Raw genomic sequence first — 13,868 nt, 5'->3', positions numbered from 1 at the left:
GTACTCCAGGCCCGAGGTGCCGATGCACGATCTGCCGGAAGCAGGACCGGGTGGCATGGATGCCACTGCCGCTACACCCCGCCCCGCTGGCATGCGCCCGCAGGAAGCGGCTGCCGCCATCCTGGAAAGCATCACCGACGCCTTCTTCGCGCTCGACCGTGACTGGCGCTTCCGCTACCTCAACGCCCAGGCGGAGCGACAGATGCAGCGCTCCGGCCAGGATCTTCTGGGCCAGCGGATCTGGGACATCTTTCCCGACGTGGGCGCCAGCGCCTTCGGCGCCGCCATGCGGCGCGCCATGGACCAGCGCCAGCGCGGCACCGCCGACGCCTGGTATTCCCCCGACGCACGCTGGTACGAGATGCGCACCTACCCCGCCCCCGAGGGCATCGCGGTCTACTACCGCGACGTCACCGAGGAGCGCCAGGCCGAGGCGCAGATGCAGCAGGCCGGCCGTGAACGCCGCCTCTACGAAGCCATCCTCACCAACACGCCCGACCTCGCCTACGTCTTCGACCGGCAGCACCGCTTCATCTATGCCAACGAAGTGTTGCTGAAGATGTGGAGCAAGACCTGGGACGAAGCCATCGGCAAGACCTGCCTGGAACTCGGCTACGAGCCCTGGCATGCCGAGATGCACGACCGCGAGATCGAGCAGGTCGTCGCCACGCGCCAGCCGGTACGCGGCGTGGTGCCCTTCAACGGCAGCTTCGGCCGGCGCATGTACGACTACATCTTCGTCCCGGTCTTCAACGCCCAGGGCGAGGTCGAGGCCGTCGCCGGCACCACGCGCGACGTCACCGAGGCGCAGGAATCCGAGCAGAAGCTGCAGCGCCTCGCCGACGAGCTGGCGGAGGCCGACCGGCGCAAGACCGAGTTCCTGGCCATGCTCGCGCACGAGCTGCGCAACCCGCTGGCGCCCATGCGCAACGCCGCCGAGATCATCCGCCGCAACCCGGCCCACGCACCTGGCGTGCTGGAGGCCGCGGACATCCTGCAACGCCAGATCGGCCAGATGGTGCGCCTGGTCGACGACCTGATGGACGTCAGCCGCATCAGCCACGGGCGTATCGGCCTGCAACTGGAGCCCACCGATCTGGCCAGCGTACTCGGGCAGGCCATGGAATCCGCGCGTCCGATGATCGAGGCCGCGTCGCAGGAGTTGTCCCTGCAGCTACCCTCGGGCTTCCTGCCGCTGCAGGCCGACACCGTACGGCTGACGCAGGTCTTCAGCAACCTGCTCAACAATGCCTCCAAGTACAGCAAACCCGGGGCCCGCATCCTGCTCGAGGCAAGGCAGGAAGGCCGCGAGCTGCGGATCGCCGTGCGCGACCAGGGCATCGGCATCGCCCCTGCCGCCCTCCCCGGCATCTTCGACATGTTCACCCAGGTGGACCGCTCGCTGGAGCGCCCCCGCAGCGGCCTGGGCATCGGCCTGGCGCTGGTCAAGACCCTGGTGGAGCTGCACGGCGGCCGTGTCGAAGGGCACAGCGAGGGCCTGGGCCAGGGCAGCGAGTTCCGGGTGTGGCTGCCCATGGCCGCCCTGCCCGAGGAAGCCGTCACCGCCACCTCCACGCCGGCCACGGTCAGTGGCCGCCGCGTCCTAGTGGTGGACGACAACGTCGATGCCGCCCAGACCCTGGGGCAGTTGCTGGAACTGCTGGGCAATGAAATCCGCCTTGCGCACGACGGCCAGGCTGGCGTGGACGCCGCTGCCGAGTTCCAGCCGGAGCTGATCCTGATGGACATCGGCCTGCCGCAGCTCAACGGCTACGAGGCCTGCCGCCGCATCCGCAGTCAAATCCAGGGGCGCCGGCCCGTGATCATCGCGCTGACCGGCTGGGGGCAGGAGCAGGACCGCGCCCAATCGGCCGAAGCGGGCTTCGACTCCCATCTGGTCAAGCCGGTGAAATACGACACCCTGATGCAGCTGGCGGCCAGCCTGCTGCCCGCCGCCTGAAGCCCTCAGCCCGGCGAATCACCGTTGCTGGCGTAGTCGCGCATGCCCTCGCGGATGCGCTCGCTGCCCTGCTGGTCGTCACCGTAAGGCGCCTGCCGGTCCCACCGCCCCCACTCCGCGCGATACAGGCCCGAAGCCTGCTGGGCCCAGCCGGCCCAGCGCAGCAGCACCTCTTCCGGCAGCCCCACCGAACGGCCGTGCGCACCCCAGCCGCGGTTGGAATCGTCCAGCGTGTGCTGCGCGGTCGGCAGCGCGGAAAGTCCCAGCACGGCGTAGTCGACGCCGAAGCCGGCAACGCTGCCCTGTTCCCGGAACACCTTATCGGGCGGCAGCCAGGGCCGGTTCACCTGCAGGCGCCGGCCGTCCCAGGCGATGCCCAGGCGGGCACGCCCCTGGAATACCGCCACGGTGCGGCGCCCCTGCGGGCCGTCCACCACCACCTGGGTCGCATAGTCCACGGTGGCGCCGCAGTTGCGCTCGATCACCGAGGCGCTGAGGCCATCGCGGCGCAGGTCCACCCATTGCAGCAGGCGTTCGCCGCAATGGCCGATGACGGTATCGGTACCGTTCCAGTTCAGCACCAGGCTGCGGCCATCGGCCGACTCGCGCAGGGAGTACTGGTCCGGCCCGGCGGCGGCGATCTCCACGACCGCGGGCATGGCCGCCTCCAACACCGTTGCCAGCATCAGGGCAACGGCCCCCGATACGCCCGCACTCACGGCCGTACTGCCGTGCGGCGCACGGCCCCCCGCATCTGATTCATGACAGCCCCCATCGTCCCGCCCCTCGCGGAACACACGCCTGGAACATGCAGGAAGCGAACCAGCTTGTCCTCGCGCCGGCGCACACCGCGCCAGCCTTGCAAATCGCCCATCGGAACCATGCTGCCAGAACCCCGAATCAAGCCCCGCCCCTGCACCGACGACACTAGCAGGGAGGGTACCCCCCGCCGCCCGCAACCGATGGCCGGGGGCGGGCGGGGGCTGCACGGCGAGCTCCCGGCCTGGCCGTCATCCCCCCGCTGTCATGCGTAAGTCACATTTACCATCGGCGCCCTGGTTGGGCTCCCCAGGGTAGGCCTAGAATGTGTGCGTATAACCATATTCACGGAGCGCCTTTCGCTCCGTAACCCAGGGAATCGACAATGCTTTTCAAAGCCCCCCAGGTACGCGCGGCCTTGGCCGCAACCCTCTCCCTCGCCTTGCTCGCCGGTTGCGGCAGCCGCAGCGACTCCGCTGGCGGCGGCAGCGGCGGCTCCAAGGACGATACCGGCACCCGTGACGGCCGCACCTTCCTGATCAAGCCGGGCGCCAACGCCACGCGCGACATGGTCGCCGCCATGGTCCAGGCCGCCCCGGGCGACACCATCCAGTTCGACTGCGGCTACTTCGAGCTGACCTCCTCGCTGAACCTGACCGACACCGAAGACGTCATGGTCAAGGGTTGCGGCAAGGACAAGACGGTCCTGTCGTTCAAGCACAACAACGCGCCGGAAGGCATCCTCGGCGTCAACGTCCACGGCCTGTTCATCCAGGACCTCACCGTGCTCGACACCGGCGGCAATGGCATCGAGCTGCGCGGCGTGGATCACGCCTCGCTGCGCCGCGTGCGCGCCATCTGGTCGTCCAACGGCGGCCGCGAAAGCCCCACGCCGATCACCGCCGCCAACGTCTTCGAGAACAACGCGCGCCTGCTCAACGTGCCCTGCACCAGTCCGGCCACGAACCCCCCTGGCAGCCCGTTGGGCGGCAGCACCTCGCCGGACTACACCGTCAGCCCCAAGTCCGGCCGCTACGGCATCTACCCGGTCTCTTCCGAGAACATCCTGGTCGAGGACTCCGAATCGATCGGCGCCTCCGACGCCGGCATCTACGTCGGCCAGACCAACAACGCGATCATCCGCAACAGCCGCGCCGCCTTCAACGTCTTCGGCTTCGAGATCGAGAACGTGCGCGGCGGCGAGTACGACACCAACCTCGCCGAGTGCAACACCGGTGGCTTCCTGATCTACGACCTCGACGGCCTGCGCCAGTACGGCGACAGCTCGCGCATGCACGGCAACACCTCGCGCATGAACAACACCTACAACTTCACCTCGGGTGGCTTCGTCGGCAACGTGCCTGCGGGCAGCGGCATGATCACGCTGTCCTACGACCGCATCGACGTCTTCAACAACACCTTCGAGAACAACAACACCGCCGGCATCATCCACGCCAGCTACGAACTCTTCCCGGAAGGCCTGGGCCGCCCGGTGGAGAATCGCATCGACTGGTACACCGAAGGCATGCACATCTGGGGCAATACCTTCCGCGAGAACGGCAACAAGCTGCCCGTGCCTGGAGTCGCTGACCTGATCAACGGCGACGTCGCACGCCTGCTGCCGGTGCTGATCGGCCTGAAGAACACCGCCGCCTGCCTCAACCCGCTGAACTTCGAGCATTGCCTGGGTTCCGGCGCGCTCGGCTACCGCGGCGCCCACATCATGTGGGACGGCCTGCTCGATACCTGGTCCGACTGCCCCTACCCGCTGGATGCCAACGGCAACAAGGTGCCGGCCGACAACCGCGGCAAGCCGCTGCTCGGCAGCGAGCACCCGAACCCCGAGTGCCACTACAACCAGTACAAGTTCAACCCGGCCGACAAGAAGCGCATCGTTCCGGACTGGTGGGCCTCCTGCATCGATGACGACAACGTCTTCGAGGGCCGCGGCGCCCGCTTCGCCAATTTCCACGGCCTCAAGGGCCTGGAGCTGGTGATCGCCGCCGCCACCGTCGATCCCGGCAACCCCGGCGGCCTGATCGGCAACGTGCTGACCAACCTGACCGCCACCGACCTGACGCAGTTGGCCTCCAGCTACGACATCAAGCCGCACCAGTGCGTCACCGCCTACGGGAAGAACCTGGAAAAGCTGCCGCCCGTGGTCATCGCCGAGTTCAAGCGCACCGGCCAGTTCGACCCGGCGCCGACCGAGGCCGAGACTGCCAAGCTTTGCGGCGCCGGCAAGCCTGGCACCGTGAACTTCGCCGCCGCCGGCGTGAACTGCCCGACGCTGGACCAGTACCAGCTGTTCGCCGACGCGCAAGACCCGCGCAGCGCGCCCAACGGCCGCGGCACGCCGTTCTCGCTGAACAGCAAGCTGTTCTCCGACTACTCGGTGAAGTACCGCCAGGTCTTCATCCCTAACGGCAAGACCGCCACCTACCATGACGCCAAGGAAGGCGGCGCCGTGACCGGTGCCAACATGACCTTCGACTTCCCGGTCGGCACCATCATCGCCAAGACCTTCACCTTCGCCGACGAAGCGGCGGGCACCGAAGTGCCGGTGGAAACGCGCCTGCTGATCAAGCGCGTCAACTCCAAGGGCAATGTCCGCTGGATGGGCCTGCCCTACGTCTGGGAGACCGTGGACGGCAAGCGCGTCGCCAAGCTGGCGCTGGGCGGCGGCACCGCCGCCGTGCACTGGAAGACCACCGACGTCGACTCCGGCGTGACCCACACCGGCTCCACGCCTGAGTACCTGATCCCGCATGGCAACCAGTGCCTCAGCTGCCACTCGCGCGAGGACGGCGAACCCGGTTCCGCGCCGATCGGCCTGAAGACGCGCTTCCTGAACAAGCCCTACCGTCCGGAATCCAACTTCGTGAAGTCGGCCCCGCACGCCGTCACCGGCCACAACCAGATCGCCTGGTGGTGCAGCAACGGCCTGCTCGCCGGCTGCCCGACGGACCTCGGGGTCGATCCGGCCACGCAGATCGCCACCAAGCTGGAGCGCGTCCCGGCCTTCAACAAGCCTGGGGACGCCGGCTTCCCCGCCGGCTCCAACGAGGACATCGAATCCCGCGCCCGCGCCTGGCTGGAAGTGAACTGCCAGCACTGCCACAACGTGCGCGGCTTCGCCGCCAGCACCGGCATGTACCTGGATTCGATCCGCAAGGTCGACAGCACCTACGGCATCTGCAAGCGCCCGACCGCCACCGGCCGCGAAGGCACCGACGAGGGCCGTCGCTTCCACGACATCAACCCGGGCAACCTGGACGACTCGATCCTGCCGTTCCGCATCGGCCCCACCGCGACGACCCCGGCCGCACGCATGCCGCCCCTGGCGCGCAGCGTGGTCGACGAAGAGGGCTACGCCCTGGTCAACCAGTGGATTCGCGACGTGATCACGGTCGACGAGACCAAGTACCCCGGCTCCTCGAGCTGCGGCGAGAAGTAGGCAGCAAGGCTGTAACGAATAGGCCCGCGCAAGCGGGCCTTTTCGTTTGGGGGCCCGGCACATTCATCTGCCAGACAGCCGGCCCAGGCATCCTTGCCTGAACCCGCGGAATGGCCGCGGGTCGAAAAACCAAACGGCTCCCAAGGAAGGGAACATGGCCACACAAAAACAAGGACGCATTCTTGCGGCGCTCTGCGCACTCCTCCTGGCCAGCGGCACGTCGCTGGCGCAGCAGCAACAGGCAGCCCCTCCTGAAGACAGCCTCGACAGCACGCCGCCGCTGGCGGCCGGCGCCAAGGGCTTGGCGGTCCTGCGGGCACAGGTGCTGCTCGACCGCGCCCACTTCCCCAGCGGCGAGATCGACGCCCAGTATGGCTCCAACATGCAACGTGCCGTGGCCGCCTGGCAGCGGCGCCACTCGCTGAAGGCCACCGGCCGTCTCGACGAGAAAAGCTGGGAGGCCCTGACTCGCGACACCGCTCCGGTGCTGGTCAGTCACCGCATCACGGAAGCCGACGTTGCTGGCCCCTTCCAGGCGATCCCGGAAGACATGATGGAGAAAGCCAAGCTGACGTCGCTGGGCTACGCATCGGCAGAAGAAGCCCTGGCCGAGCGCTTCCACGTCAGCCCCGAGCTGCTGCGCCTGCTCAACAAGGATAAGGACTTGAACCGCGCCGGCGAGGAGATCGTGGTGCCCGGCGTGTCGCGCAGCGCCTTGCCCGCCGCCTCCAAAGTGGTGGTGGATCGCTCCGACCTGTCGGTTTCGCTGATCGACGAGCAGGGCCAGGTCGCCGCGCGCTTCCCCGCCACCATCGGCAGCCGCCACGATCCCCTGCCGCTGGGCAAGTGGAAGATCAACGGTGTCTCGCGCGATCCGCCCTTCCACTACAACCCCAAGCTGTTCTGGGATGCCGAGGAAGGCCACAGCAAGGCCAAAATCCCGCCGGGCCCCAACAACCCTGTGGGCGTGGTGTGGATCGACCTGTCCAAGCCGCACTACGGCATCCACGGCACACCCGAGCCCCGCACCATCGGCAAGACGCAGTCGCATGGCTGCATCCGCCTGAGCAACTGGGACGCCGCCGCGCTGGCCGATGCCGTCAAGCCCGGCACCCCGGCCCTGCTGCAGCGCTGAGACAGGAGGCCGCCGCTATGCGCATCTTCTGGACCTTGCTCGCCGGGCTCATGGTGGGCGGCGTCGTGGCGCTGTGGTCGGCCAGCATTCCGATCGAGGCGGCCACGGCGGATACACCTGTCGTCGTGGCCGCCACCCCGGTCGCCGCACTGCCTCCGGCCGAGACACCCCGCCAACCGGAAGCGCCCGACACTCCGATCGACGCGGAACGCTCCCTGGTCGGCGAGCACACGCCTGCTCCGGCAGCCCTGCTGGTTCCGGTCTCCGGCGTCGCCGCGGATCAACTCAACGACAGCTTCGCCGACGGACGCGGCGGCTCGCGCGTGCATGAAGCGATCGACATCATGGCCCCGGCCGGTACGCCGGTGCTCGCCACTGCCGACGGACGCATCGTCAAGCTCTTCACCAGCGTGCCGGGTGGGCTGACGATCTACCAGTTCGACCCGGGCGAAACCCTGGCCTACTACTACGCCCACCTCCAGCGCTACGCCGACGGACTGTTGGAGGGCCAGGAGGTGAAGCGCGGCGAGGTGATCGGCTACGTTGGCTCCTCCGGCAACGCCGATCCCGCGGCACCGCACCTGCACTTCGCCATCTTCATGCTGGGCCCGGAGAAGCACTGGTGGCAGGGTACGGCGGTCAACCCCTACCCGCTGCTGGTCTCGCGCGGCCCACGGCCCTGAGCCTCAGGCCTTCGCCGCCTCCGCCCGCTCCGCCAGCAGGCCGGCCAGCAAGGCCAGGTTGAGCGGCTTCACCAGGTGGTGGTCGAATCCCGCCTCGCGGGTACGCTCGCGGTCCGTGGCCTGGCCCAGCCCCGTGAGTGCCAGCAGCAGCACGCGGTCGCCGCCCGGCAGGGACCGCAGGCGACGGGCGGCTTCCACGCCATCCATGCGTGGCATGCCGATGTCGAGGATCGCCACGTCGGGCCGGAAACTCTGTGCCAGCAACAGGCCCTCCGCGCCGTCGTGCGCCACCGCCGTGGCATGCCCCTGCAGCTCCAGCAACGCCGCCAACGAGTTCGCCGCATCGGCGTTGTCGTCCACCACCAGCACACGCAGCAGCGCGGCCGCCTCGTCCGGCAGCGCCGGCGGCAGCTCCAGCGGAGCGACATCCGCCAGCAAAGGCAGGCGCACGGTGAAACAGCTACCCTGGCCCGAGCCGGCGCTTTCAGCGCTGACGCTGCCACCATGCAGCAGCACCAGGTTGCGCACCAGCGACAGGCCGATCCCCAGCCCGCCCTCGGCGCGCCCCTGGTGCGCACGCACCTGGGAGAAAAGATCGAAGACATGCTCCAGGTCGGCAGACGGAATGCCGATACCGTCGTCGGTGATGCTGATCACGGCGGTGTCCGCCTCGCGCCACACCGCCAGGCGGATATGCCCGCCGGGCTCGGTGTACTTGGCCGCGTTCGACAGCAGGTTGGAGAACACCTGGGTCAAGCGATCGAGATCGCCGTCCAGCCGGATGTCCGGCGCCGCGATGTCCATCTTCAGCTCATGCCGGTGCGCATCGATCAGCGCGCGGGCCGCTTCCACGCTGCCGGCCAGCACCTCGGACAGCTCCAGCGCCTGCCGCCGCAGCTGCAGCTTGCCGGAACTGATGCGCCCCACATCGAGCAGGTCGTCCACCAGCCGCACCAGGTGCGTCAGCTGGCGGTCCATCATGTCCACCGTGTTCAGCAGCCGTGAATCACCCTGCCTCACCAACCGCAGGATCTGCAGGCCGTTGCGGATCGGCGCCAGCGGGTTACGCAGTTCATGCGCCAGCGTCGCCAGGAACTCGTCCTTGCGCCGGTCCGCCTCGCGCAGCGCCTCCTCGGCGCGCTTGCTCTCGGTGAGATCGCGGCTGATCTTGGTGAAGCCCAGCAGTTCGCCGTCCGGCCCGCGCACCGCCGTGGCGATCTCATGGCCCCAGAAGCGGCTGCCGTCCTTGCGCACGCGCCAGGAGTAACGCTCGGCGCGGCCGTTGGCGGCGGCTTCCGCCAGTTCGCGTGCCGGCGCATCGTCGGCAACGTCCTCCGGCGTAAAGAACAACGCGAAGTGCTTGCCCAGCACATCCACGGCCTGGTAGCCCTTGACGCGCTCGGCGCCCTCGGTCCACTCGATCACGTAGCCGCTGGGGTCCAGCATCAGGATCGCGTAGTCGCGCACGCTCTGCACCAGCGAGCGGAAGCGCACGTCGCCCTCCTGCACGCGCAGCTCCGCGTTCTTGCGGTCGCTGACATCCCAGACCAGGCCCGCGATGCCGAGCTTGCCGGTCTGCGGGTCGGTCGTGGCATCGGCCCACTCCTCCAGCCAGGCGATCTCGCCGTCGACCGGGCGGATGACGCGGAACTCGCTGTGCCAGCCACCGCCGGCGGCAGCGCGCAGGGTCTCCAGGTGCCGCTCCGCGTCCTCGGGGTGCAATAGCCGCAGGATCTGGTCGTCCCCGCGCCAGCGCTCGCCGCGCGGCAGGCCGAACAGCTCCGCCAGCGTCTCGGACGCGCTGGTCTGGCCGCTGGCGGCATCCCAGTACCAGGAGGCCATGCGCCCCGCCGTCATCGACGCACGCAGCCGCGTTTCCGCCACGCGCAGGGCCTCGCCGGCCGTCAGCCGCTCGACCGCCAGGGCCGCCTGGGCTGCGAACAGGTCGGTCAGCTTCAGTTCGTGCTCCGAGGGCCGGTGCGGCCGCCGGAAGTGGGTCGAGAGCACGCCCACCAGGCGCCCCTCGCGGGAGATCAGCGGCGTGGCCTGCACCGCGCGGTAGCCCGCCCGGCGTGCTTCCTCCAGGCTCGGCGCATAGGCCGGCTCCGTCTCCACGTCCTCCACGATCACCCGCTCGCGGCGCGCCACCGCCATGCCGCAGGCACAGGCCGTATCGGCTCGCACCACCGCATAGCGCCGCTGGAATTCAGTGTCGAAGCCCTGCTGCGCAACCACCCTCAGGCTGCTGCTGGCCGCATCCCAGAGCTGCAGGGCGCCGAATTCGGCGCCCTGCACCGCCATGGTGGTCGCCAGGATTTCCTCCAGAAGATCCTGCAGGCTGCCACCCTCGTTGATGCGGCGCCCGATCGCGTGCAGGCGCTGCACCGCTGCCAACTCGCCTTCCAGCGCGTCCTCGCGTCCGCGCTGTAGCGACTGCGCCGGCGAACGGCCCGCAGGCAGGTCACGCACTTCGGCAGCGACATTCACGACGGCGTCCGTCTCGTCCCTTAGCGGGCACAGGATCAGTTCGACCTGCCGCGGTCGGCCACCCTCACGCCGCAGCAGCAATTCACGCCGCAGGGTCTCGCCCTGCACGGCGCACTCCACCGCCGTCCTGAGATCCTGCCGCTGCATCCCGGTAAGCTGCCAGCACGGCAGGTCCCACAAGGCCTGCCCCAGGCCCTCCTCGGGGGTGGACGCACCGGGCAAGGCCGGCTCCACGCACAGCAGCCCGCCGCCCGCATCGAGGAGCGCCCTGAAAACCGACAAGGAATCGAGCGCCGCGCGCAGCCGTACCGCCTGCGGCTGCGCAGGCGAGCCTTCTCCGGCCTTGGGGGCACGCCGACGCTTCTTCGAGCCGCCGGGCGCCGGGGGACTGGCATCCATGTCCGTCTTGAGCCTCGCCGAGATGCAGTGGCTTCCGCCCGGCATGAGCCGGGCCTTTCCGGCAGTATAGGCACAGCCCGCGAGGACGCGTCAGGCCGTTGCGCCCTCGTGCTGGGGTCCTGGCAGAATGCCTGCCATGTTCCTGTCAGACCCCGCGGAACTCCGGGCCACCATCCTGCGCCACTTCCCGGCGCTGGCCAGCGCGCAGTTCCGCCTGCGTACCCGCGGTTTCCACTCCATCGCCGTCGACGTCGACGACCACCTGATCTTCAAGTTCCCGCGCAGCGAAGAAGCCGCGCAGGCCCTGCGCCGCGAAGCCGGCCTGCTGGCTGCACTGCGCCCGCATCTGAGCATGCCGATCCCCGAGCTGACACTGTACGAGGAACCGGTGCTGTTCTCGCAGCACGCCAAGCTGCCGGGCGAGCACCTGCTGGCCGCGGACTATGCGCATCTGCCGGACCGGGCACGCGCCGCGCTGGCCGAGGACATGGCGCGCTTCTATGCCGAGTTGCATACGCTGGACCATGACCTGATGCGGCAAGCCGGCGCCTTGCCGGTAGGCCCCTGGCTGCCGCCGGACGCCATCCTGCGCGAAGCCTGGCCGGTGCTGCCCACCACCCTGCGTCCGCTCGCGGAACGCACATTGGCCGAGTGGGCCGCACTGCCCCCAGACCCGCTGGGCCTGACCTACGGCTTCTTCGACGGCCACGGCTGGAACATGGCCTTCGACCACCCGCGGCAGCGGCTCAACGGCATCTACGACTTCGCCGACTCCGGCTTCGGCGCCCTGCACCAGGAATTCATCTACACCAGCTTCATCTCGCTGGACCTGACGGCGCATATCGCCGACGCCTACGAGCAGATATCGCAGCGGCGCCTGGATCGCGCTCGCATCCACTTGCTGACCGGTGTCTTCTGGCTGTCGGAACTGGGCGGCTTCGCGGACGATCCCGAGCAGTTGCCCGGGGCGCTGCGCCATCTGGAAACCTGGGCAGCTCGCGACACCACCGCCGGGCGGCGATGATCGGGCCGATCCCTGTACCGGGGGTTCGAATCCCTCCCTCATTTTTAAACTTTGAAAAACAAAAAAGCCGACATTGAGTCGGCTTTTCCATTTTATGGCGGAGAGGGAGGGAGTCTCCCCCACTTCCCTTCTTTGCGCCCTTAAAACCCTTCTAGGACAAGGCTTTCAGGGGGTGTTGATAGCTGGCCCGCTTTCCGCAGGGACCTCACGGATTGTAACAGCACTCTGCGCCGGGACAGTCGGGGCATAGCCAGCCGCCTGGATTTTCAAATCTTCCCCCTAAAAAACTAAAGGACCCCCTACAGGAGGTCCTCATTTTTCTAAGGGTACCCACCTGCCATCAGGCCGCCAGGATCGCGCCATCCTCGGCTTCGTCCTCGGGGGCAGCATCCGGGCTCCCGTCTGGATCATGGCTCGACTGAAGGGCTTCAATCTCTTCGCGGGTCAGTTCACTGATGACGAGTTCGGGCAGGCCAGCATCATCGCCCCGGTCCAGCACGCGCTGCACCTGAAGGCTCTGCCTGAGCATGTCCGAGGTGTTCTTGATTGCAGTCGAGTAGGCGGCCCCCGCTCGCATGACGAGGACAGCGTCTTGCAGAGATTTCGCCTTTAGCTGATCCGTAGCCTCAATCAGGAGTGCCCGGAGGTGGCGAGCGTGCGCCAGATCATCATTGATGAGCCTTGCCGCTTCCTCGCGAATTGCCTCGTCCGACGTGACTCGGTTCAGCAGGTCAGTCCGAGCAGCTTCCAATAGCTCCTGCTTCAGCACCCCTTTCCGCGCGCCATGCTCGGCAAAATGACGCTGGAGCGAGCGCACGCTGATGCCGAGCTTCTGACTGATCGACAACACCGTATATCCCGCCTCCCTCATCGCAAGGGCTTTGGCGATCTCATCTGGCAGCGCTACTTTTTTGCTCATCGTTACTTCGGGCGTAGTGGGGGCATTTTTCAGTTGCAGCCCGAAGGGCTGAAACTGAAGGCTGTTGTCTGGTGGCCTGGGGTAGGTGAGACGCAATACTCCCCCAACCCCGATGAAGGGGTTGGGTCGGCGCGCCACCTACCCCAGGGAAAGGCCCGGGGTCTAGGTTCCGAAAATCCTCAACCACAGCCGCAGTTATGTGTTGCATGTTCGACTAGGTGAGGTCCGGCGCTCGTCGAATTAGCCCAAGAACTCATTCCGGTTCTTGCGCTCATGCTCACTGGCACGGCCTGCAGCGACCTTTTTGGGCCTACTCCACCGTTGAGGGTTCGCCAGATGCCTTCTTCCCTCGTGCGACATTCTTAGATGCCGCTCCCTCGCGCCCGAACGTTTGGATGCCGATAAAGCGCGAAGGTCACAACTGCCTCTATTTCTTAGCTCCCCCTTTGCCGGACATGGGCGGCAGGGCAGGAAAGAGGTGGTCTTCAACAAATTTGGTGACCGCCTGATCAGTGGCGCCAGCAGCGGCCAACTCTTCGCAACGACGCATCACCCCGACAAAGCGGTCCAGCGCCGGCTCAAGAATGTTCTTCAGCGCGACCGACATAGGAATGTCCTGTCTCGCAGCAAGAGCTTCAACGTATTCCAGATGCGCGCCCTCTACCCAGAACATGAACGGCTTACCGCCATGTTCCCGCTTCTTCTCCCGACGACGGGCCTGCCGCTCAGCAGCCGTCATTACGCGCGCGCCTTTCGGCTTAGGGCCGCGCTTGGAGGGCTTGTCGGTGGAGGAACCATTTTCCATAGCCCACGATAGCACGAATTACGTGACTTGTCACGCAATTGATGCTAGCCTGCAACACATTAAACGTCCGTCTTTTCATGTTGCAGGGGTGCCCAGATGCGCACAGCTACGTTCATCACTGTTGGCGCGCAGCGAAAGTTGACCCAGGGTGCGCAGCGAAAAGTGACCCACCTGTAAGGGTTGAGAGTCTAGTTCAAATCTGTGGGTAAGTTGGTCTTTCGTGCTTTGGATCTGTTCTCC

9 protein-coding genes are annotated in these 13,868 nt (G+C 67.3%); 5 read left to right on the top strand and 4 right to left on the bottom strand.

Features of this window, described 5'->3' with window-relative positions; translation table 11 throughout:
- Positions 1 to 55: 55 nt before the first annotated feature.
- Complete coding sequence (locus QT386_RS21125; protein ID WP_289275734.1) at positions 56 to 1,960, top strand: PAS domain-containing protein; 1,905 nt, start codon at positions 56 to 58, stop codon at positions 1,958 to 1,960.
- Between the two features lie 5 nt (positions 1,961 to 1,965).
- On the opposite strand, the gene QT386_RS21120 is transcribed toward QT386_RS21125, so the two are convergent.
- Entirely contained in the window at positions 1,966 to 2,619 is a 654-nt protein-coding gene (locus QT386_RS21120) for a hypothetical protein (RefSeq protein ID WP_289275733.1), read from the bottom strand.
- A gap of 485 nt (positions 2,620 to 3,104) precedes the next feature.
- Here QT386_RS21120 and QT386_RS21115 point away from each other — a divergent pair, with 485 nt between their 5' ends.
- From QT386_RS21115 to QT386_RS21105, 3 genes are all read left to right on the top strand, one after another.
- Positions 3,105 to 6,176: a parallel beta-helix domain-containing protein gene (locus QT386_RS21115; RefSeq protein WP_289275732.1), complete on the top strand. Its 3,072-nt coding sequence runs from the start codon at positions 3,105 to 3,107 to the stop codon at positions 6,174 to 6,176.
- Positions 6,177 to 6,330: 154 nt separating this feature from the next.
- A complete protein-coding gene (locus tag QT386_RS21110) occupies positions 6,331 to 7,311 on the top strand; it encodes a L,D-transpeptidase (protein ID WP_289275731.1) in 981 nt (326 codons plus the stop codon).
- A 17-nt stretch (positions 7,312 to 7,328) separates the two neighbouring features.
- Complete coding sequence (locus QT386_RS21105) at positions 7,329 to 7,994, top strand: M23 family metallopeptidase (protein WP_289275730.1); 666 nt, start codon at positions 7,329 to 7,331, stop codon at positions 7,992 to 7,994.
- Positions 7,995 to 7,997: 3 nt separating this feature from the next.
- Here QT386_RS21105 and QT386_RS21100 read toward each other — a convergent pair whose 3' ends face one another.
- Positions 7,998 to 10,880 carry a PAS domain S-box protein gene (locus QT386_RS21100; protein ID WP_289275729.1) on the bottom strand — a complete coding sequence of 961 codons (2,883 nt, stop codon included), beginning with the start codon at positions 10,878 to 10,880 and terminating at the stop codon, positions 7,998 to 8,000.
- Between the two features lie 136 nt (positions 10,881 to 11,016).
- On the opposite strand from QT386_RS21100, the gene QT386_RS21095 reads away from it, so the two are divergent.
- A complete protein-coding gene (locus tag QT386_RS21095) occupies positions 11,017 to 11,904 on the top strand; it encodes a phosphotransferase family protein (RefSeq protein ID WP_289275728.1) in 888 nt (295 codons plus the stop codon).
- 340 nt (positions 11,905 to 12,244) lie between these two features.
- Here QT386_RS21095 and QT386_RS21090 read toward each other — a convergent pair whose 3' ends face one another.
- Together QT386_RS21090 and QT386_RS21085 are read right to left on the bottom strand one after the other, a co-directional pair.
- Positions 12,245 to 12,823, bottom strand: coding sequence for a hypothetical protein (locus QT386_RS21090; protein WP_289275727.1), 579 nt, complete (start codon positions 12,821 to 12,823; stop codon positions 12,245 to 12,247).
- 427 nt (positions 12,824 to 13,250) lie between these two features.
- Entirely contained in the window at positions 13,251 to 13,562 is a 312-nt protein-coding gene (locus QT386_RS21085) for a hypothetical protein (RefSeq protein WP_289275726.1), read from the bottom strand.
- Positions 13,563 to 13,868 lie beyond the last annotated feature (306 nt).

The organism is Solimonas sp. SE-A11, assembly GCF_030345715.1.
GTDB lineage: Bacteria > Pseudomonadota > Gammaproteobacteria > Nevskiales > Nevskiaceae > Solimonas_A.
Note: the sequence above shows the minus strand (reverse complement) of the source record. Positions and strands in the feature narration are given on the sequence as shown.

Excerpts from the sequence above, each read along its gene's own strand:
- QT386_RS21095 (WP_289275728.1), top strand. The coding sequence starts at position 11,017 with ATGTTCCTGTCAGACCCCGCGGAACTCCGGGCCACCATCCTGCGCCAC.
- QT386_RS21085 (WP_289275726.1), bottom strand. The coding sequence starts at position 13,562 with ATGACGGCTGCTGAGCGGCAGGCCCGTCGTCGGGAGAAGAAGCGGGAA.
- QT386_RS21120 (WP_289275733.1), bottom strand. The coding sequence starts at position 2,619 with ATGCCCGCGGTCGTGGAGATCGCCGCCGCCGGGCCGGACCAGTACTCC.
- QT386_RS21115 (WP_289275732.1), top strand. The coding sequence starts at position 3,105 with ATGCTTTTCAAAGCCCCCCAGGTACGCGCGGCCTTGGCCGCAACCCTC.
- QT386_RS21105 (WP_289275730.1), top strand. The coding sequence starts at position 7,329 with ATGCGCATCTTCTGGACCTTGCTCGCCGGGCTCATGGTGGGCGGCGTC.
- QT386_RS21100 (WP_289275729.1), bottom strand. The coding sequence starts at position 10,880 with ATGGATGCCAGTCCCCCGGCGCCCGGCGGCTCGAAGAAGCGTCGGCGT.
- QT386_RS21125 (WP_289275734.1), top strand. The coding sequence starts at position 56 with ATGGATGCCACTGCCGCTACACCCCGCCCCGCTGGCATGCGCCCGCAG.
- QT386_RS21110 (WP_289275731.1), top strand. The coding sequence starts at position 6,331 with ATGGCCACACAAAAACAAGGACGCATTCTTGCGGCGCTCTGCGCACTC.
- QT386_RS21090 (WP_289275727.1), bottom strand. The coding sequence starts at position 12,823 with ATGAGCAAAAAAGTAGCGCTGCCAGATGAGATCGCCAAAGCCCTTGCG.